The following is a 20590-nucleotide window of genomic DNA, read 5'->3' as shown; positions in this document are numbered from 1 at the left end:
TCCCTGGAACAGGTTCTCGGGTTGCTCCTATGGTTCGCACCATGACTGTTGAGGGGACTCCCGCCGCACGGGTCGACGGCGGCCTGGACGAGCCCACGGAGCTGGAGCCCGAGCAGGGGACCCTCGACCTGGCCTCGCCGGAGGACCGGCACACGCTGGCGGACTGGGAGGCCGCGACCGCGGCCGTGCTGCGCAAGTCGCGCCGGATGAAGGATGACGACCCGGACTCGCTGGTCTGGAAGAAGCTGACGCGCACCACGCTCGACGGCATCGACGTCACGCCCCTCGGCACCGCCTCCCTCCTCGACGACCTCAGCACCAGCGGTCGCCCGACCCGCTCGGGCGACTGGGACATCCGTGCTCACCTCCGTGCCCACGACGGCCAGGACGCCAAGGCGCTCAACGAGACCGCGCTGGTCGACCTCAACGGCGGCGTCACGTCGCTGTGGCTCCAGGTCGCCGCCGACGCCGACCTCGCGAGCCTCCTCCACGACGTGCTCCTCGACCTCGCGCCCGTGGTGCTCGACGCCACCGACGACCAGCTCGCGCTGGCCCGGGTGTTCCTCGACGTCCTCGGCGACACGACGCCGGCTCCCGGCACCAACCTCGGCGGCTCGGGCGACAGCCTGGTCGAGGTGGCGCAGCTCGCCCACGAGCGCGGCGTCCTCGGAGTCGTGGTCGACGCCACCGCCGTGCACGACCGGGGCGCCTCGGACGCCCAGGAGCTCGGCTGGTCGGTAGCGGCCGGGGCCGACGCGTTGCGCCGGCTGACCGGGGCCGGTCTGTCGGTCGACGAGGCGGCCGGGCTCATCGAGTTCCGCTACGCCGCCACCGACGACCAGTTCGCCACCATCGCCAAGCTCCGGGCCGCGCGTCGCCTCTGGGCGCGCGTGGTCGAGCTCAGCGAGGGCACGACGACCACGCAGCGCCAGCACGTCGTCACGAGCCGGCCGATGATGAGCACCTACGACCCCTACGTCAACATGCTGCGCACCACGGTGGCCGCGTTCGCCGCCGGCGTCGGTGGTGCCGACGCCGTGACCGTGCTGCCCTTCGACAGCCCGCTGGGCGCGCCCGAGGTGCTCGGGCGCCGGATCGCGCGCAACACCTCCGCGCTGCTCATCTCCGAGTCCCACGTCGCCAAGGTCGCCGACCCGGCCGGCGGCTCCTACGCCGTCGAGAAGCTCACCGACGACCTCGCCGTCGCAGGCTGGGCCGAGCTCGGTCGCATCGAGGAGGACGGACCTGCCGCCCTCGAGGAGCGCATCGCCGAGGCGGCGGGCAAGCGCGAGGTTCTGGTCGCCAAACGCCGGATGCCCATCACCGGGCTCACCGAGTTCCCCCACCTCGCCGAGACGCGGCCCGAGCGCCGGGCCGACGGCGCCTTCGACGGTGTACGTCGCTACGGCGCGAGCTTCGAGGCCCTCCGCGACGACCCGGCCATGACCCCGGTCTTCCTGTCCACGCTCGGCACCATCGCCGCACACACGGCTCGGGCCACGTTCGCCGCGAACCTCCTCGCCGCAGGAGGCATCGCGGTCGAGGTCGCCGGTGCCACGTCAGGCGTGGACGACCTGCTCGCGGCCTACGCCGACCAGCCGGTCGTGTGCCTGGCCGGCAGCGACACGACGTACGCCGAGTGGGGCCAGGAGGCCATCACCGCGCTCCGCGGGGCGGGCGCGAGGCATGTCGTGCTCGCGGGGGTCTCGACGGGCTCCGCCAGCGAGGCGTACGGCGCTGACGACGGGTTCGTCCTCGGTGTGGACGCGCTCGACTTCCTGACCAGGACGAGGGAGAAGCTGGCATGAGCGTTCCGAAGAGCTTCGCTGCGCTGCCGCTCAAGGGGGTCTCGACGCGGGCTCCTGCGTCGCCCGGCTCGATCGGCGCGCTCGGCGCAACGCCGTGGACGAGCCCCGAGGGGATCGACATCCTCCCGGTCTACGGCCCCGAGCACCTCGAGGGCCTCGACGCGCTCGACACCCTGCCGGGCCTGAGCCCGTTCCTGCGCGGGCCCTACCCGACGATGTACACCACGCAGCCGTGGACGATCCGTCAGTACGCCGGGTTCTCCACCGCGGAGGAGTCCAACGCGTTCTACCGCCGCAACCTCGCGGCCGGCCAGAAGGGCCTCAGCGTCGCCTTCGACCTCGCGACGCACCGGGGCTACGACTCCGACCACCCGCGCGTGCGCGGCGACGTCGGCATGGCCGGCGTGGCGATCGACTCGATCTACGACACCCGCACCCTCTTCGACGGCATCCCGCTCGACGAGATGTCGGTGTCGATGACGATGAACGGTGCGGTCCTGCCCGTCCTGGCGCTCTACATCGCCGCGGCCGAGGAGCAGGGGGTGAAGCCGGAGCAGCTCGCGGGGACGATCCAGAACGACATCCTCAAGGAGTTCATGGTCCGCAACACCTACATCTACCCGCCGGCGCCGTCGATGCGGATCATCTCCGACATCTTCAGCTACACCGCGGCGAAGATGCCGCGCTTCAACTCGATCTCGATCTCCGGCTACCACATCCAGGAGGCCGGGGCGACGGCCGACCTGGAGCTGGCCTACACGCTGGCCGACGGCGTGGAGTACATCCGCGCCGGCCTCGCCACAGGAATGGGCATAGACGACTTCGCGCCACGGCTCTCGTTCTTCTGGGCCATCGGGATGAACTTCTACATGGAGATCGCCAAGATGCGGGCGGCTCGTGCCCTGTGGGCCCGGCTGGTGCGCGACTTCGAGCCGCAGAACCCCAAGTCGCTCAGCCTGCGCACGCACAGCCAGACCTCCGGCTGGTCGCTGACCGCCCAGGACGTCTTCAACAACGTGGGCCGCACCTGCATCGAGGCGATGGCCGCGACGCAGGGCCACACCCAGTCGTTGCACACCAACGCCCTCGACGAGGCGATCGCGCTGCCGACCGACTTCTCGGCCCGCATCGCGCGCAACACCCAGCTGCTGCTCCAGCAGGAGAGCGGCACGACCGGCACGATCGACCCGTGGGCCGGCAGCTACTACGTCGAGCGCCTGACCCACGACCTGGCCGAGCGCGCCTGGGCACACATCCAGGAGGCCGAGGCAGCCGGCGGCATGGCCAAGGCGATCGAGCAGGGCATCCCGAAGATGCGCATCGAGGAGGCGGCCGCCCGCACCCAGGCGCGCATCGACTCGGGCACCCAGAAGGTCATCGGCGTCAACACCTACCGCCTCGCGGCGGAGGACAAGCTCGACGTGCTCCGCGTCGACAACGACGACGTCTACCGCCAGCAGATCGCCAAGCTCGAGCGCCTGCGCGCCGAGCGCGACGACGACGACGTACGACGCACGCTCGAGGCGTTGACGAACAGTGCCGAGCGCGGCGCGTCGGCCGGCTCGACCAGCGGGGCCTCGCTCGACGGCAACCTGCTCGCGCTCGCGGTCGACGCGGCGCGCGCGAAGGCCACCGTCGGTGAGATCTCCGACGCGCTGGAGAAGGTCTACGGGCGCCACCAGGCGGTGATCCGTACGATCAGCGGCGTGTTCAGGGACGAGGCCGGCAGCGCCGCAGGAACGCTCGTGAAGCAGGTGCTCGACGCCACCGCGGAGTTCGAGGAGGCCGAGGGGCGCCGACCGCGCATCCTGGTCGCCAAGATGGGCCAGGACGGCCACGACCGCGGCCAGAAGGTCGTCGTCTCCGCCTTCGCCGACATGGGCTTCGACGTCGACGTGGGCCCGCTGTTCTCCACCCCCGAGGAGGTCGCGCAGCAGGCGGTCGACGCCGACGTGCACGTCGTCGGGGTCTCGTCCTTGGCTGCCGGCCACCTCGCGCTGCTCCCCGCGCTGAAGAACGCGTTGGCCGAGCAGGGGCGCCCTGACATCATGATCACGATCGGTGGCGTCATCCCGCCCGACGACGTGCCCGTGCTCAAGGAGATGGGCGCCGTCGCGGTGTTCCTGCCCGGCACGGTCATCGCCGAGTCGGCCCTCGACCTGCTGGCCCGGCTGCGGGAGCAGCTGGACCACTAGTCGGGTGTGCCCGATGGTGTGCCCGATGGTGTGCCCGGCATGAGGGAGACGGCCGAGGACAAGGTCGCGCGACTCGTCGCGGGCATCCGCGCCGGCCGGCGTGCTGCGGTCTCGCAGGCCATCACGCTGGTCGAGTCGTCCAGGCGCGAGCACCGGGTCGAGGCGCGGGCGCTGCTGACCGAGCTCGCCGGTCTCGACACCGGCGACCGGGCCCCGGCAGTCCGCGTCGGGATCTCCGGCGTGCCCGGCGTCGGGAAGTCCACCTTCATCGAGGCGCTCGGCTCGCGACTCACCGCCGCAGGTCATCGCGTCGGCGTGCTCGCGGTCGACCCCAGCTCGGTGCGCACCGGCGGGTCGGTGCTCGGCGACAAGACCCGCATGGCGCGTCTGGCGGCCGACCCGCAGGCGTTCATCCGCCCGTCCCCGTCCGCCGGCACGCTCGGCGGCGTCGCGCGGGCGACGGTCCAGGCGATGGCGGTCCTCGAGGCGGCGTCGTACGACGTCGTGCTGGTCGAGACGGTCGGCGTCGGGCAGTCCGAGGTCACCGTGGCCGGCATGGTCGACACGTTCCTGTTCCTGACCCTCGCGCGCACCGGCGACCAGCTGCAAGGCATCAAGAAGGGCATCCTCGAGATCGCCGACGTCGTGGCGGTCAACAAGGCGGACGGTGACCGCGAGCAGGAGGCCCGCGGGGCCGCCCGTGAGCTCGCTGGCGCCCTGCGTCTGGTGCGCGGCAAGGGGGAGTGGGCGCCACCGGTCGTCACCTGCTCAGGGCTCACCGACGTCGGTGTCGGCGACCTGTGGGAGCGGGTCCTCGCGCACCGGGCGCACCTCGGGGCGGAGGGCCTGAGCGCCAAGCGCGCCGAGCAGCAGCTCGACTTCACCTGGGCGCTGGTGCGCGACGAGCTCGAGCAGCGGTTGCGGCACTCGCCCGGGGTGCGCGAGATCCGCGACGACGTGCGCGCCCGGGTGCTGGCGGGGGAGCTGCCGGCGACCGTCGCCGCCGACCGCATCCTGGCCGCCTACGACCAGGACGCCTGAGCGTCATCCGAGCCGCACCTCGCTGCTGCTCGCCGGTGAACTAACGTATCGGCTGATGACCGAGACTGCCGCCCAGACCATCGCCTCCGTCGTCGACGAGCACGACGCCGAGCTGGTCGGGCTGCGTCGGGACCTGCACCTGCATCCCGAGCTGTCGTGGTCGGAGCACCGCACCACCGACCTCGTCGCTGCCCGGCTCGAGGCCGCCGGCTGGCGGGTCACGCGCACGCCCGAGACCGGGCTGGTCGCGGAGCTCGGGACCGGTCGGCGCGTGGTCGCCCTGCGCGCCGACATGGACGCACTGCCCGTGCAGGACGTGACGGGGGAGCCGTGGGCCAGCTCGGTGGCCGGCCTGGCCCATGCCTGCGGCCACGACGTGCACGTCGCCGCGCTGGTGGGTGCGGCGCTCGCCCTGGCCCAGGTGGTTCACGAGCACCCGCTCGACGGCCGGGTGCGGCTGCTGCTCCAGCCGGCTGAGGAGGTCATGCCCGGGGGTGCGCTCCACCTGATCGCGCAGGGCGTCCTCGACGACGTCGAGCAGATCTTCGCGCTGCACTGCGACCCGGCGATCGACGTTGGGAGCATCGGCCTGCGCACCGGATCGCTCACCAGTGCAGCCGACCGGATCGAGGTCCGCCTCGCCGGCACCGGCGGGCACACCTCGCGGCCGCACCTCACCGGCGACCTGACCTTCGCGCTGGCGAAGGTCACCACCGAGCTGCCGGCGGTGCTCAGCCGGCGCATGGATCCCCGGGCCGGGGTCAGCGTCGTCTGGGGGATCATCCAGGCCGGGTCCGCGGCCAACGTCATCCCCGACCGGGGCCTGGCCGCCGGCACCGTGCGCATCCTCGACGCGGTCGCCTGGCACGAGTGCGAGCAGATCGTCCGCGATGCCATCCACGACCTGGTGCGCCCCTACGGCGTGACCGCCACGGTCGACTACCAGCGTGGTGTTCCACCGGTGGTCAACGACGCCGGCTCCATCGCGGTGCTCGCTGCGGCCGTGCGCGAGGGACTGGGGCCCGAGGCGCAGGTGGGCGTGCTGCAGAGCCTCGGGGGTGAGGACTTCGGCTGGTACCTCGACACGGTTCCCGGAGCGATGTTCCGCCTCGGCACACGGGCACGGGGCGGACCGACCTACGAGCTGCACCAGGGCAACCTGCGGGTGGACGAACGGGCCATCGGGATCGGGGCCAGGATCCTCGCCGGAGCGGCCGTGACGGCCCTCGGCCTCGCGGGTAGGTAACAACTTCGTCACAGGCCGCACCGCAGCCACCGGAGGGCCTAGGGTGCTGAACTGATTCAACCCCCGAACTTCCTGGGGATCCCCTTAGAACCAAGGAGGCGTCTTGCGACGCACTACGAAGCTCGCGGCCCTGCTCACGGCCGGAATCCTCTCGCTCGCTGCCTGCGGCGGCGACGACACCGAGGCCAGCGACACCCCCACGGGCGGGGACGCCCCCACCTCTGACGTCAAGGTCGGCATGGCCTACGACGTCGGTGGCCGAGGCGACCAGTCCTTCAACGACTCCGCAGCCGCCGGTCTCGACCAGGCGGTCGAGGAGTTCGGTGTCGAGACCCAGGAGTCCGAGGCCGAGGACGGCGAGGCCGAGACCGCTCGCGAAGAGCGCCTGCGCACCTTCGCCGACGCCGGCTACAACCCGATCATCGCGGTGGGCTTCGCCTACGCCGCCTCGGTCGGCAAGGTCGCCGCCGAATACCCCGAGGTCGACTTCGCCATCATCGACGACGAGAGCCTGGTCGACGTGCCCAACGTCGCCAGCCTGGTCTTCGCCGAGGAGCAGGGCTCCTTCCTCGTCGGTGCCGCGGCCGCTCTCAAGAGCGAGTCGGGCAACGTCGGCTTCATCGGTGGCGTCGAGACGCCGCTGATCCAGAAGTTCGAGGCCGGCTACATCGCGGGTGCCCAGGCGGTCAACCCCGACATCGAGATCCAGTCGACCTACCTGACCCAGATCCCGGACTTCTCCGGCTTCGGTGACCCGGCCAAGGGCAAGACGGCCGCACAGGGCATGTACGACAACGGTGCCGACATCGTCTACCACGCTGCCGGCGGCTCCGGCGGCGGTGTCTTCGAGGCGGCCTCCGAGTCCGGCGCACTCGCCATCGGAGTCGACGCCGACCAGTACAACACCGCCGACCCGTCGCTCCAGGGCGTCATCATGACCTCGATGCTCAAGAACGTGAACGTCGCGGTCTACGAGTACCTCGCGGGCGTCGTCGACGGCTCCACCCCGGCCGGCGTGACCCGCTACGACCTCGCGGTCGACGGCGTGGGCTACTCCACCAGCGGTGGCCAGATCGACGACATCGTCGGCGACCTGGACGCGTTCAAGCAGCAGATCATCGACGGCGAGATCGAGGTCCCGACCACTCCGTGATCGGTTCCAGTCGCTTGAGGTAACACCTCGACGGGGCCGCAGGAAGCGCCACGGTGCTCCTGCGGTCCCCTCGTCATTTCAGGTCCTGAGGCGTGCCGGTAGCCTCGGCCGCAATCCCGAGGAGGTCTCCCCGTGTCCACCCCAGCTCCAGCTCCGGCAGCGCCGCCGGCAGGCGAGGCACCACTCGCCGTACGCCTGCGTGGCATCGGCAAGCGCTTCCCCGGCGTCATCGCCAACGACGACGTCAACATCGACGTGCGTCGCGGCACCATCCACGCGATCGTGGGGGAGAACGGCGCCGGCAAGTCGACGTTGGTGAAGATCCTCTACGGGGTCCAGGCGCCCGACTCGGGCACGATCGAGATCAGTGGCGAGCTGGTCTCGTTGGGCTCGCCCGCCGACGCGATCAAGCAGGGCGTCGGCATGGTCTTCCAGCACTTCATGCTGGCCGACAACCTCACCGTCCTCGAGAACGTCGTCCTGGGGGCCGAGAAGCTCCACGGCATCGGCGGCGCCGCGCGGGCCGAGATCAAGCGGATCTCGGACGCCTACGGTCTCGGCATCGAGCCCGACCACCTCGTGGAGGACCTCGGCGTCGGTGCGCGTCAGCGCGTCGAGATCCTCAAGGTCCTCTACCGCGGCGCCCGCGTCATCATCCTCGACGAGCCGACCGCCGTCCTGGTGCCGCAGGAGGTCGACGAGCTCTTCCACAACCTGCGCGGGCTGAAGGCCGAGGGCCTCGCGGTCATCTTCATCTCCCACAAGCTCGACGAGGTGCTCTCCGTCGCCGACGAGATCACCGTGATCCGCCGCGGCACCACCGTGCGCACGGTCGACCCCGTCGGCGTCACTGCCCGCCAGCTGGCCGAGCTGATGGTGGGCTCCGAGCTGCCGTCGCCGAGCACGGAGGCCTCCACGGTCACCGACAAGGTGCTGCTGCACATCGCGCACCTGTCCCTGCCGAGCCCCGAGGGACGCCCGCTGCTCGACGACATCTCCTTCGACATCCACAAGGGCGAGGTCCTCGGCATCGCCGGTGTCGAGGGCAACGGCCAGGCCGAGCTCGTGGAGTCCATCATGGGCATGCGCAAGGGCGCCACGGGAGATGTCGTCCTGCACGGGCGTGACCTGTCGACGACCTCCACGCGCGGTCGCCGCGAGGGTGGCATCGGCTACATCCCCGCGGACCGTCACCGTCACGGCCTGCTGCTCGACGCCCCCCTCTGGGAGAACCGCGTCCTGGGTCACCAGACCCGCGAGCCCAGCGCCAGCAGGGGCCTGATCGACAAGCGCGCCGCGCGCGCCGACACCCAGCGCATCATCGACGAGTACGACGTCCGCACGCCCGGCGTCGACACGCTGGCCCGCGCCCTCTCGGGCGGCAACCAGCAGAAGCTGATCGTCGGGCGCGAGATGGCCGGCGCCCCCATCCTGCTGGTGGCAGCGCACCCGACCCGTGGCGTCGACGTCGGCGCCCAGGGCGCCATCTGGGCCCACATCAAGAAGGCACGCCGGGAGGGCCTCGCGGTGCTGCTGATCTCCGCCGACCTCGACGAGCTGATCGGTCTCTCCGACCGGATCGAGGTGATCCTGCGAGGTCGCCTCGTGGGCTCCTTCGACCCCAGCGACGTCACCCCCCAGCAGCTCGGCTCGGCGATGACCGGTGCCGGCGACGACACGACGAGCAGGGAGACCGCATGAGCCCCCGTGTGACGAGGCTGGTCCTCGGTCTCGCAGCACCTCTGCTGGCCCTCGTGGCGGCGTTCGCGATCACCAGCCTGGTGCTGATCATCGCCGGCGACCCCGTCGGGGGCGTGTGGAGCACGATCTTGCAGGTGCCGGCCGAGCGCAACATGGCCAACATCATCAACAACGCCACCGTGCTCTACCTCTCCGGGCTCGCGGTCGCGGTCGGGTTCAGGATGAACCTCTTCAACATCGGTGTCGACGGGCAATATCGCGTCGCGGCCTTCACCGCAGCCGTGGTGGCGGGTGAGGCCTGGCTCCCGGGCTACCTCAACACCGCCCTGGCCATCGTGTGCGCGATGGCGGTCGGCGCCGCGTGGGCGGGCATCGCCGGTGTCCTGCGCGCGACGCGGGGCGTCAGCGAGGTCATCTCGACAATCATGCTCAACTTCATCGCCACGGGCCTGGTCGCCTACTTGCTGCGCAAGGTCGCGGTCCGTGAGGCGGGCAGCAACGAGATCGGCACCAAGGAGATCCCCGAGGGGAGCCGGATCCCCTCGATCCCGTTCAGCGACAACCCGGCGATCTCGCTCTACGGCTTCCTGGTGATCGCCGCCTTCTTCGGCTTCCTCTTCTGGTTCGTGCTGAACAAGACCCGCTTCGGCTTCGACCTGCGCGCCACCGGCCAGTCCACGACGGCGGCCGTCGCGAGCGGCATCAACGTCACCCGCATGACGATCGGTGCGCTGCTGATCTCCGGGGCGATCGCGGGCTTGGTGGGCCTGCCGATCCTCTTCGGTGATGCCTACGCCTACGGCTCGACCTTCCAGTCGGGCCTGGGCTTCGCCGGCATCGCCATCGCGCTGCTCGGTCGCAACAACCCGGTCGGGATCGCGGTCGGTGCGCTGCTCTTCGCGTTCCTCGACGAGCAGTCCAACCCCCTCCAGATCATCATCGGGGTCTCGCCCGACATCGTCGCGATCACCCAGGGAGTCATCGTGCTCACCGTGGTCGTCAGCTATGAGGTCGTCCGTCGCTACGGCGTCCGGCTCGAGCAGCGCCACGTGGCGCGGGCACTGGAGCAGTCCGACGAGCCTCCGGCCCCGACCGCAGGCACGGGCCACGACGAGAGCAAGGGAGTCACGGCATGAGCGACAACGTGAGCGTGGTCGCTGACGCGGCCGCCCCGACCAAGAAACCCCGCCGCAAGCTCGGCATCTGGTGGGTGCTCATCGGCCTGGGCGCCGCACTGTTCCTGCTCTCGGTCCTGCGGGTCGTCACCGGCGCCGACGACCTGACGTCGTCGGGCACCATCGCGGCGACGTTGATCGCCACCATGCCGATCATGCTGGCCGGCCTCGGCGGGCTCTGGTCCGAACGCGCCGGTGTGGTCAACATCGGCCTGGAGGGGATGATGATCCTCGGCACGTGGGGGGCCGGTTACTGCGGCTACCACTACGGCGCCTGGGCAGCCGTCATCGGTGCGATCCTGATGGGCATGCTCGGCGGCCTGATCCACGCGATCGCCACCGTGATCTTCGGCGTCGACCACATCATCTCGGGTGTCGCGATCAACATCATCGCGCTCGGTGCCGTCCAGTACCTCGCGTCGCTGACCTTCGTCGGACTGCCCGGCGGCGGCCAGACCCAGTCACCCAAGATCCCCGACGTCCCGACGATCACGATCGGGCCGCTGAGTGACGGGTTGAAGGAGATCGAGGACCAGGGCACCTTCCTGGTCTCCGATCTGGCCTCCGTGCTGCGCGCGCTCGTGACGAACCTGTCCTCGCTCGTGCTGATCTCGTTGCTGCTGCTCGTCGTGACCTACTACGTCCTGTGGCGCTCGTCGTTCGGTCTGCGGCTGCGCTCGGTCGGTGAGAGCCCCGCGGCGGCCGAGTCGCTCGGCGTCAAGGTCCTGCGCTACAAGTTCGCCGCCGTGCTCATCTCCGGTGGTCTCGCCGGACTGGCCGGCGGTTTCCTGGCCATGGTCGCCTCGAGCAACTACCGCGACGGCCAGACCGGCGGTCGGGGCTACATCGGCCTCGCCGCCATGATCTTCGGCAACTGGCGACCCGGCGGGCTGCTCGGCGGCTCCGCGCTCTTCGGATACACCGAGACGCTCGGGCTGCGTCAGGGCGGCACGTCGGTCCATGCGTTGCTGCTCGCGATCGCGGTGCTGGCGCTGGCCTTCGGCGTGTGGCAGGTCCGCAGGGGCGAGGCTGTCGCAGGTGCCGTCGTCGTGGGGCTGGGGGCCCTGCTCGGGGCGCTCTACCTCTCGATCGACGAGGTGCCGGGTGACTTCACCCGCATGACGCCCTACGTCATCACGCTGCTGGTGCTTGCCTTCGCCTCCCAGCGACTACGCATGCCGGCAGCCGATGGCCAGATCTATCGCAAGGGGAGTGCGGGCTAGCGCCCGGCCGCGATGGTGACGACGACGCACGACGACTTCGACTGGGCCGCACTGCAGGCTGAGGCGGTCACCGCGATGGAACGCGCCTACGCGCCCTACTCGCACTACCCCGTGGGTGCTGCGGCGCTGGTCGACGACGGCCGCCTGGTGACGGGCTGCAACGTCGAGAACGCTGCCTACGGCGTGGCCCTGTGTGCCGAGTGCGGTCTGGTGAGCCAGCTGCACATCACCGGTGGCGGCCGGTTGACCCACTTCGCCTGCGTGGACGGGCAGGGTGCGGTGCTGATGCCGTGCGGCCGCTGCCGGCAACTGCTCTTTGAGAACGGCGGCCCCGAGCTGCTGCTGCTGACGGTCTCGGGCGTGAAGCGGATGGATGAGGTGCTGCCGGATGCGTTCGGTCCCGACAACCTCGCTTGACCTGAGCGACCCCGAGGTCGTCGCCGACCCCTATCCGCACTTCGCGCGCGAGCGCGAGCAGCACGCGGTGGCCTGGCACGAGCCGACGCAGCGCTTCCTTACCTTCGCCCACGCAGCGGTGAGCACCGTGCAGCGCGACCGGCGTCTGGGTCGCCTCTGGCAGGACAAGGAGCCGCTCGAGCAGCTGGAGCCCTTCAACCTGCTGCACCGCAACCAGATGATGGAGAACGAGCCCCCCGAGCACACCCGGCTGCGGCGTCCGGTCGCTCGCGCGTTCGCGCGCGGTCACATCGAGCGGCTGCGGCCGCGGGTGCGCGAGCTGGCCGCTCAGCTGTTGGCCGACGTGGATCCGGCCGGCTTCGACGTCATCGCCGACTACGCCGAGCCCCTGCCGGTGCTGGTGATCGCCGACCTCCTCGGGGTGCCGCGCTCGTACGCCCCCGACCTGAGGGACTGGTCGCAGTCGATCGTCCACATGTATGAGGCCGCGCCGTCCCCGTCGACCGTCGAGGCGGCTGTTCGCGCGGCCACCGACTTCGCCGGGCTGGTGCGCGAGCTCGCGTCGGAGCGTCGCCGTGTGCCGGCCGAGGACCTGATCACCGACCTCGTGGCGACCGAGCTCACCGAGGACGAGGTCGTGGCCGCGGTCGTGCTGCTGCTCAACGCGGGCCACGAAGCCTCGGTCAACGTCTTCGGCAACGGTCTGGTCGCGATGCTGCGCCGCGGGTTGCGCCCGGGGGTCGACGTACCAGCTTGTGTGGAGGAGATGCTGCGCTTCGACTCCGCACTCCAGCTCTTCGAACGCACCGCCACCGAGCCGGTCGACGTGGCCGGGGTCGTGGTCGAGGAGGGGCAGCGGATCGCCGCCCTGCTCGGCGCGGCCAACCGCGACCCGGCGGTCTTCGAGCGGCCCGACGACTTCGAGGTGGCGCGCGAGGTCAACCCGCACCTGGCCTTCGGCGTCGGCGTGCACTTCTGCCTCGGGGCGCCCCTGGCACGCATGGAGCTGGCCGAGTCGGTGGCGGCGCTGTGGGAGACCCACCCCGGCCTCGTGCTGGCGGGCGAGCCCGAGAGCCGCGGCACCTTCGTGCTGCGCGGGCACCGATCGGTGCCGGTGCGGGCCATCTGACCGCTGGTCCTGTCCCTGTCCGGATGTCGCGTCCGGCCGAGCGAGTCCATGGCTGATCGATCCACCACCCGGGGTGGGGTGCCCTGCCGAGAGGCTCCCCACGGCAGTGGGGACACACCCGGTTAGGGTCAGGGCATGTCTCAGCACGACGCCGTCGAGGTCATCATCGCCAAGCGCGAGGGGGGCTCCCTCTCCGACAGCCAGATCGACTGGGTGATCGACGCCTACACGCGCGGTGAGGTCGCCGACGAGCAGATGTCGTCGCTCGCGATGGCCATCCTGCTCAACGGCATGGAGCGTCGCGAGATCGCCCGATGGACCGCGGCGATGATCGCGTCGGGGGAGCGGATGGACTTCTCCACGCTCTCGCGCCCGACCGCCGACAAGCACTCGACCGGTGGCGTCGGCGACAAGATCACCCTGCCGCTAGCGCCCCTCGTGGCCGCCTGCGGCGTGGCCGTGCCCCAGCTCTCCGGCCGCGGTCTCGGGCACACCGGCGGCACCCTCGACAAGCTCGAGGCGATCCCGGGCTGGCGCGCGGCCCTGTCCAACGAGGAGATGTTCGCCCAGCTCGAGTCGGTCGGCGCCGTGATCTGTGCGGCCGGCGACGGCCTCGCGCCCGCCGACAAGAAGCTCTACGCCCTGCGCGACGTCACCGGCACCGTCGAGGCCATCCCGCTCATCGCCTCCTCGATCATGAGCAAGAAGATCGCGGAGGGCACCGGGTCGCTGGTGCTCGACGTCAAGGTCGGCACCGGTGCGTTCATGAAGGACCTCGCGAAGGCCCGCGAGCTGGCCGAGGTCATGGTCGACCTCGGCAAGGACGCCGGCGTCCACACCGTCGCGCTGCTCACCGACATGAGCACGCCGCTCGGCCTCACGGCCGGCAACGGCATCGAGGTCGCCGAGTCCGTCGAGGTGCTCGCTGGTGGCGGGCCGGCCGACGTGGTCGAGCTGACCCTGGCCCTGGCTCGCGAGATGCTCGCCGGTGCCGGCCGCTCCGACGTCGACCCTGCCGAGAAGCTGGCCGACGGCTCGGCGATGGACGCCTGGAAGGCGATGATCCACGCCCAGGGCGGCGACCCCGATGCCTCCTTGCCGAAGGCTCGCGAGTCCCACGTCGTCACGGCGCCGTCGTCCGGCGTGCTGACCCGGCTCGACGCCATGGCCGTGGGCCTGGCCGCCTGGCGCCTCGGCGCCGGCCGCGCGCGCAAGGAGGACCCGGTGCAGGCCGGTGCGGGTGTCGTCTGGCACGCACGCCCGGGGGACCGGGTCGTCGAGGGCTCGCCGCTCTTCACGCTGCTCACCGACGAGCCCGCCCGGTTCGACCGGGCGCTGGCCTCGCTCGAAGGTGGCTATGACATCGAGGCCGACGCGGCGTCGTACGAGCCGCAGGCGCTGGTCATCGACCGCGTCTCCTGAGGCCCAGCCGCGGGTCTGTGGCGGCGGACGGACTGCCTGACGGCGTTGGTGGGCGCGAGTCGGCGCAACATCGCGCCCAGGGGGCTCAGCCCTCGAGCAGCAGGACGACCGACTCCGCGACGCAAGCCGGCTTGGCGACGCCGTCGATCTCGATGACGTGCTTGAGGGTGACCTGCTTGCCGGCCGGGACGTCGGTGACTTCACCGAGCGTGACTGTGACGCGGACCTGCTGGCCCACCAGGACCGGGTGGGGGAAGCGGACCTTGTTGACGCCGTAGTTGAGCTTGGCGCCGGGGGTGTTCATCGCGAACACCGTGCTGCCGAGGAGGGGGAGCAACGAGAGGGTGAGGTAGCCGTGGGCGATGGTGCCGCCGAAGGGGCCGCCCTTCGAGCGCTCGACGTCGACGTGGATCCACTGGTGGTCGCCGGTCGCGTCGGCGAAGGTGTTGACCCGCTCCTGGTCGATGGTCAACCACTCGCTGCTGCCGAGCTCCTCGCCGACTGCGGCGCTGATCTCGTCGAAGGTGGTGAACTCACGCATCGGGGCCTCCTGCGGCTGGTCCTGGGTCCGGGTCCGGGGGGTCGGGTCCGGTGATCTGGGTGGTGGTTGGATGACGACATGACCGTCACCCCTGCGGAACCTACCTCCCCCTCCCGCGACCAGGTCCGTCAGGCTCCCAAGGTCTTGCTGCACGACCACCTCGACGGAGGTCTGCGTCCGGCCACGATCGTCGAGCTCGCGGCCGAGGTCGGCCACGAGCTCCCCGCGTCCGACGCCGAGTCGCTGGGTCGGTGGTTCGTCGAGTCGGCCGACTCGGGCTCGTTGGTGCGCTACCTCGAGACCTTCGACCACACCGTGGCGGTCATGCAGAACGGTCCGGCGCTGACCCGCGTCGCCCGCGAGTGCGTCGAGGACCTCGTCGCGGACGGCGTGGTCTACGCCGAGGTCCGCTATGCCCCCGAGCAGCACGTCGAGGGCGGGCTGACGCTCCACGAGGTGGTCGCCGCCGTGCAGGAGGGTTTCGACGCGGCGACCGAGGCGGTGGGCGGGCGGATCGTCGTACGACAGCTGCTGACCGCGATGCGACACCAGGCACGCTCGATGGAGATCGCCGAGCTCGCGATCGCCTGGCGGGACAAGGGGGTCGCGGGCTTCGACATCGCCGGCGCCGAGGCGGGCTACCCCCCGACCCGCCACCTCGACGCGTTCGAGTACCTCCAGCGAGAGAACGCGCACTTCACGATCCACGCCGGCGAGGCCTTCGGGCTGCCCTCGATCTGGCAGGCCATCCAGTGGTGCGGCGCCGACCGGCTCGGTCACGGTGTGCGGATCGTCGACGACATCACCGTTGCCGACGACGGCACGGTCACGCTCGGCCGGCTCGCCGCCTACGTCCGTGACATGCGGATCCCGCTCGAGATGTGCCCCGCCTCCAACATCCAGACGGGGGCGGCCGCCTCGATCGCCGAGCACCCGATCGGGCTGCTGACCGAGCTGCGCTTCCGGGTCACTGTCAACACCGACAACCGGCTGATGAGCGACACCTCGATGACCTCGGAGATGCACGCGCTCGTCGAGGCGTTCGACTACACCCTCGCCGACCTGCGCTGGTTCACGATCAATGCGATGAAATCGGCCTTCCTGCCGTTCGACGAGCGCCTGGCGATCATCGACACCGTGATCAAGCCCGGCTACGCCGCGCTGGAGGTCTGAGGCCCGGACCCGCTCACCTCGGTCGTACGACGAACCACGGCACGTCCCAGCCGGCCAGCGCCAGGCCGTGGGTGCGGGCTGCCTCCTCGGCGACGTCGAGCACCCGTCCGGACGCGGGCTCGTAGATCTGCCACGCCGCGGCGGAGGCGCCGACGACCAGCACCACGTGCCGCGGCAGCCACCGGTCCCCGACGTAGAGCGCGACCGGGTGGCCGCCCCCGACCGCGGCCCGGACCTCGTCGAGCTCCTCGTGCAGCCCGATCCTGGTCAGGCGGATCGTGTGGGGCACGCCGGAGAGCGTCGTGAGGTGTCGGGCGACTGCCCACGGAGGAGTGCCGATCGCCCGCGGCCACGGCAGCTGGAGCCGGCCCGCGACGTCGTGCGGCCCGGTGACCCGGCGGTGCAGGCCCAGGGCCTCACGGGCGAACGTGGCGGACCGGGCGGACCGGGCGGTGGTGAACGCCGCGGCGTAGGCGGGCTCGGCCAGCATCCGGGCCGCCACGAGGACGCTCGCGCCGCACGAGCGTCGGTCGGGTTGCCGCAGGCCACCCCCGAGCACCTGGGCAGGGTCCCGTGCGGCCTCGCTCATCGGCGCGACCGGTCCAGCAGGTGCTGCAGGGCGTCCCAGGCGTCATGGGGAGACACGGGGCGACAACCCAGCTCGACGGCGTGGGCGACAACCCGCTGCTGGTCGTGCAGGAGGGCGAGCCCTCGTCGTACGAGCACGAGGGGAGGCTTGCGGCGCTCGCGCAGGTCGCGGTCGAGACGACGCCAGAAGGTCACCAGCGGGTGCTGGCGCACGCAGTAGGCCTCGGCCAGCCAGCCCTCGACCCGGCTGCGCGGCACCACCTCCTGGGCGAAGATGCCCTCGGCGACGAAGAGTCGGTTGCTGCCGAGGTCGAGGACCTGGGAGCCGCAACGGCCGTCGTGCGCGATGTCGTAGATCGGCACCTCTGCGCGGCCGGTGGTGCACAGCGACTCGAGGGCCGCGAGCGCGTCGTCCTGCAGCCACGAGTCGGGGTGGTCCCAGTCGACGATCCCGGCGTTGGCTCCCGACGTGATCCGCGGGAGGGTCGCGTCACTGCCGAACTTGTAGAAGTCGTCGAGGCGCAGCACGGGAAGCCCGAGGCGTTCGGCGAGGCGCGACTTGCCGGCTCCCGACGGACCGGCCAGGACGATGACCTGCGCGCGCACGCTGGTCATTGTGCCCCACGCGTTCGGCCGCGCCGACCCCCGCCGGTGTGGGACGCTGAGGGGGTGAACCTGTTCGCCGTGGCGGCGGTGGGCGTCGTGCTGGGGGCAGCGGCGTCCGGGGTGGCCATGGCCCTGGTCGAGGAGCGCGCCGACACCACCACCAGCACCGCTGTCCTCTCCGAGGACATGTCCGCCCGACAGTGCGCGATCGCGGTCCCGCCCGAGGCGATGCAGACGCTCGGCATCCTCGCCCAGCCCGGGCTCACCGGTCGCAACGAGTGCGAGGTGGCGCTCGGCTCGCGCGACATCCTGGTCTCGCGGCGGCCGCTGCTGTCGGGTGGGAGCGCTGCTGACCTGCCGGTCGCGGCGCGGCAGGCCTTCGAGATCGCCTGCGGCCTGCTGGCCGACGACACCTCCGAGGTGGAGCGCTCGCCCGGCTGGCTCGGACGTGGCTCGCGCGCCTGTGCCCGCACGCCGGCCGACGGCACGGGCATCTCCGAGGTGGTCCTGCTGACGAACGCCCACAGCCTGGTGGAGATCCGGGTGCTGCAGCTCGACCTGCCCGACGTCGAGCCGCTCCACGAGGGCCTGGCGGGGCTTGTTGCGGCGGCCGAGGTGGTGTGGTGATGCGCGGGTTCCTGCTGGGCCTGCTCGGCGCCGCCCTGGGCGCTGCTGCTGTCATCGGCGCGACCCTGACCTTCGACTCGCCCGCTCCGCCGGCTGCCGTGCCCGTGTCACCCACCTTCTGCGCCGACGCCCTGGGCGAGGTGGCGGCCACCTGGTCCCTGGTGATCGCTCCGCAGCAGACCGTCCGGGGCGACCGAGACCGGCTCACCTCCTGCGAGGCGACCAGCGAGGCCGGCGACGTGCGGCTGACGCTCACCGTCCTCGCCGTCGCGGGCGAGGAGGGACGGACCGTCGGCGAGCGATCGACCACCGCGTTGGTGGCGGCCTGCACGGCCATTGGGCCGGCGCCGTCGGACGAGGGCTGCAGTGGACCGGTGGAGACCGCCGACGACGTCGTCGGCTCAGCGGGCTCCTTCGTCACCACCGACGACGCGGCCGTCGTCACTATCCTCTTCACCGCGCCGCCCGACCAGGCCGGAGCCACCTCGAGCGACGTCGACCGGCTCACCCGTGCGCTGGTCGACCGGAGCGTGGTGCGGGGCTAGGAACTGGCCCACCACGTGGGGCAGCGCGTCGTCGGCCAGCGTGACGGCGAGCGCCTCCGGGACGTCCTGCACGGTGACCGACTGCCGCCCGCCCGCTGTAGTGGCCACGAGCGAGGTGAGGCCCACCCGCCGCTGGAACCACGTGGCGTGGAAGTTCCACCCGATGACGTCGTCGACGGCGAGGTGGTCACGACGCCGGGCGAGGCTGCCGGAGCGCGAGACGACGTAGCCGTCGACGAGCGTGTGCCCCAGGGCTGCGGCCCGGTCGGCGGACACCACGGCGGCCAGTGGCAGCAGGGCGACCGCCGGGACCAGCACCCACCAGCGCGCGTCGGTCAGCGCCACCGTGAGTGCCACCAGGCCGACCAGCGCAGCGACCGGCCCGACCCCGCGGGACCAGCGGCGGCGCCGGGCGGCCGGTCCGTGGGAGACCAGCGGCGCCGGCACGGTCGTGGTGGTGCCGAGGACGACGCCGGCGACCCGGGCCACGACGTCGCGTGGCGCGGGTGGGACGAGCATCGCGCTGCCGGCCGCATCGGCGCTGAGGCCGGTGACGATCGCCGACAGCCGGGCCCCTCCCGCGAGCCGGAGCCCGATCGGCTCGACGATGCTCACCCCAGCGACGCGCACCTCGTCGATGCTCGTCTCGCGGGTCGTCAGCAGGCCGCGTCGCAGGTGCCACGCGCCCCGGCTGCGCGTGAGTCGGAAGTTCCAGTTGGTCACCAGGTAGCCCGCCACCGAGATCACGCTCACGACCAGGCCGAACCCGACGGCCGCGGCCACGACGACGACCCACCCGGGCACCCCGAGCGACCACGAGCCGGGGTCCACGTCGTCGTAGAGGTCGAGGCTCCCGGCCACCTGGCTGCCGGCGCCGAGCAGGCCGACGGCGACGACCAGCCCGCTGCTGGTCAGCGGTGCCAGGCGGACCCATCCGAGGTCCAGGCTGACCACGGGGGCGTCGGTGTCAGCCGCGCCCGGCGCCTCGTCGTACGACATGGGGCCGGCCGCCCGGAGCAGGTCGCCGCGCAGAGCCCGCGCGCGCTCGACGGGCAGGCCATCGAGGTCGAGCTCGTCGTCCTCGGAGGCGCTGCTGGTGCCGGTGCCGATCCGCAGCGTCGTGAGGCCGAGGACGCGGTGGATGAGCGAGGCGGTGAGGTCGACCGTGCGGACCCGGTCGAGGGGCGTCGACAGCAGGTGGGTGTTGAGCAGGCCCCGACGCAGCTCGACGCGTCCGGCCGCGATGCGGAAGCTGGTCGTGAGGTAGCGCAGGAGCCCGAGCACCACCGGCACGAGGACGCCGAGGAACTGCCACGCCCTGCCACCACCGGAGGCCTGCCCGGCGATGAACAGCCCGAGCAGCGGCGGCAGGAATCGGATGACCTCGCGGACCGGATGGACCAGCAGCATCCGGGGATCGAGCCGCTGCCACTCCACCTCGACGCCCGGCTCCGCCACGACGTACGACGGGGGGTGCGGGTCGCCGGGGAAGGTGGGGTCGCTCACGTGGCGTCGCCCTCGACGGCGTCGGCCTTGAGGGTGAGCTCGTCCACGAGCCGGCGGGCCCGCTCCTGGTCGAGACCCGCGATCTGCAGGGCACCCGCGGCCGAGGCCGTGGTGACGGTGACGGTGGCGAGCCCGAAGAGTCGGGCGATGGCGGTCTCGGCATAGTCGACGGTCTGGATGCGCGACATGGGGGCGATCCGACGCTCCCGGGCCCACCAGCCGGTCTGGGTGTAGACGGCCGTCTCGGAGACCTCCCAGCGGTGCACGACGTAACGCCACTGGGGGACCACGCCCGCGTAGACCGCGACCCCCGCGATGCCGAGCCCGACCATCCACCACCGCAGGTCGATCGCGTCCCAGACCGCGAGCCCGGCGGCGAGCACCGCGACGGTGATCGTGCCCTCGACGAGGTTGGACAGCTGCCACATCAGCCGGGCACGAGTGCTCACGCGCTGGCTGGGCTCGCGCAGTGCTCGGGTCTGCTCCACACCCTT

18 protein-coding genes are annotated in these 20590 nt (G+C 71.6%); 13 read left to right on the top strand and 5 right to left on the bottom strand.

The features are described from left to right. Window positions 1-41 precede the first annotated feature (41 nt). The 11 genes from BM204_RS00325 (at window position 42) to BM204_RS00275 (ending at window position 14510) form a co-directional block, all read left to right on the top strand. Window positions 42-1808 (top strand): methylmalonyl-CoA mutase family protein, encoded by a 1767-nt coding sequence (locus BM204_RS00325; protein ID WP_091109464.1) that lies wholly within the window; start codon window positions 42-44, stop codon window positions 1806-1808. Continuing rightward, the gene (gene scpA, locus BM204_RS00320) at window positions 1805-4003 is read left to right on the top strand and encodes a methylmalonyl-CoA mutase (RefSeq protein ID WP_091109462.1); all 2199 of its coding nucleotides are present in this window, start codon (window positions 1805-1807) and stop codon (window positions 4001-4003) included. Before BM204_RS00325 ends, scpA begins: the two co-directional genes overlap by 4 nt. Window positions 4004-4042: 39 nt before the next feature. Continuing rightward, the gene (gene meaB / locus BM204_RS00315) at window positions 4043-5044 is read left to right on the top strand and encodes a methylmalonyl Co-A mutase-associated GTPase MeaB (protein ID WP_091109461.1); all 1002 of its coding nucleotides are present in this window, start codon (window positions 4043-4045) and stop codon (window positions 5042-5044) included. A gap of 55 nt (window positions 5045-5099) precedes the next feature. Next, window positions 5100-6290 (top strand): amidohydrolase, encoded by a 1191-nt coding sequence (locus BM204_RS00310; RefSeq protein WP_091109459.1) that lies wholly within the window; start codon window positions 5100-5102, stop codon window positions 6288-6290. Between the two features lie 103 nt (window positions 6291-6393). Beyond that, complete coding sequence (locus BM204_RS00305; protein ID WP_091109458.1) at window positions 6394-7443, top strand: BMP family lipoprotein; 1050 nt, start codon at window positions 6394-6396, stop codon at window positions 7441-7443. Window positions 7444-7575: 132 nt separating this feature from the next. Continuing rightward, the gene (locus BM204_RS00300) at window positions 7576-9144 is read left to right on the top strand and encodes an ABC transporter ATP-binding protein (protein ID WP_091109456.1); all 1569 of its coding nucleotides are present in this window, start codon (window positions 7576-7578) and stop codon (window positions 9142-9144) included. After that, window positions 9141-10280 carry an ABC transporter permease gene (locus tag BM204_RS00295; protein ID WP_091109454.1) on the top strand — a complete coding sequence of 380 codons (1140 nt, stop codon included), beginning with the start codon at window positions 9141-9143 and terminating at the stop codon, window positions 10278-10280. Before BM204_RS00300 ends, BM204_RS00295 begins: the two co-directional genes overlap by 4 nt. Then, the gene (locus tag BM204_RS00290) at window positions 10277-11542 is read left to right on the top strand and encodes an ABC transporter permease (RefSeq protein WP_091109453.1); all 1266 of its coding nucleotides are present in this window, start codon (window positions 10277-10279) and stop codon (window positions 11540-11542) included. Before BM204_RS00295 ends, BM204_RS00290 begins: the two co-directional genes overlap by 4 nt. A gap of 12 nt (window positions 11543-11554) precedes the next feature. Further along, the gene (locus tag BM204_RS00285) at window positions 11555-11959 is read left to right on the top strand and encodes a cytidine deaminase (protein WP_091109451.1); all 405 of its coding nucleotides are present in this window, start codon (window positions 11555-11557) and stop codon (window positions 11957-11959) included. Next, window positions 11931-13088: a cytochrome P450 gene (locus BM204_RS00280; protein ID WP_091109450.1), complete on the top strand. Its 1158-nt coding sequence runs from the start codon at window positions 11931-11933 to the stop codon at window positions 13086-13088. Before BM204_RS00285 ends, BM204_RS00280 begins: the two co-directional genes overlap by 29 nt. Window positions 13089-13223: 135 nt before the next feature. After that, window positions 13224-14510, top strand: coding sequence for a thymidine phosphorylase (locus BM204_RS00275; RefSeq protein ID WP_091109449.1), 1287 nt, complete (start codon window positions 13224-13226; stop codon window positions 14508-14510). An 85-nt stretch (window positions 14511-14595) separates the two neighbouring features. Here BM204_RS00275 and BM204_RS00270 read toward each other — a convergent pair whose 3' ends face one another. After that, the gene (locus BM204_RS00270) at window positions 14596-15051 is read right to left on the bottom strand and encodes a MaoC family dehydratase (protein ID WP_091109447.1); all 456 of its coding nucleotides are present in this window, start codon (window positions 15049-15051) and stop codon (window positions 14596-14598) included. 78 nt (window positions 15052-15129) lie between these two features. On the opposite strand from BM204_RS00270, the gene BM204_RS00265 reads away from it, so the two are divergent. Then, a complete protein-coding gene (locus BM204_RS00265) occupies window positions 15130-16224 on the top strand; it encodes an adenosine deaminase (protein WP_091109445.1) in 1095 nt (364 codons plus the stop codon). A gap of 13 nt (window positions 16225-16237) precedes the next feature. On the opposite strand, the gene BM204_RS00260 is transcribed toward BM204_RS00265, so the two are convergent. Both BM204_RS00260 and BM204_RS00255 read right to left on the bottom strand, forming a co-directional pair. Continuing rightward, window positions 16238-16813: a hypothetical protein gene (locus BM204_RS00260; RefSeq protein WP_091109444.1), complete on the bottom strand. Its 576-nt coding sequence runs from the start codon at window positions 16811-16813 to the stop codon at window positions 16238-16240. Next, window positions 16810-17418, bottom strand: a complete 609-nt coding sequence (locus BM204_RS00255) for an ATP-binding protein (RefSeq protein WP_091109442.1) — start codon at window positions 17416-17418, stop codon at window positions 16810-16812. Before BM204_RS00255 ends, BM204_RS00260 begins: the two co-directional genes overlap by 4 nt. Window positions 17419-17481: 63 nt before the next feature. On the opposite strand from BM204_RS00255, the gene BM204_RS00250 reads away from it, so the two are divergent. Next, entirely contained in the window at window positions 17482-18045 is a 564-nt protein-coding gene (locus BM204_RS00250; protein WP_143099609.1) for a hypothetical protein, read from the top strand. Window positions 18046-18446: 401 nt separating this feature from the next. Here the strand turns inward: BM204_RS00250 and BM204_RS00245 are convergent, their stop codons facing one another. Both BM204_RS00245 and BM204_RS00240 read right to left on the bottom strand, forming a co-directional pair. Further along, window positions 18447-20096, bottom strand: a complete 1650-nt coding sequence (locus BM204_RS00245; protein ID WP_091109439.1) for a PH domain-containing protein — start codon at window positions 20094-20096, stop codon at window positions 18447-18449. Continuing rightward, on the bottom strand, window positions 20093-20584 hold the full coding sequence (locus BM204_RS00240; RefSeq protein ID WP_246165794.1) for a PH domain-containing protein: 492 nt from the start codon (window positions 20582-20584) through the stop codon (window positions 20093-20095). Before BM204_RS00240 ends, BM204_RS00245 begins: the two co-directional genes overlap by 4 nt. Window positions 20585-20590 lie beyond the last annotated feature (6 nt).

The organism is Nocardioides psychrotolerans, assembly GCF_900113685.1.
GTDB lineage: Bacteria > Actinomycetota > Actinomycetes > Propionibacteriales > Nocardioidaceae > Nocardioides > Nocardioides psychrotolerans.
This window is presented reverse-complemented; position numbering and strand designations above follow the sequence as displayed.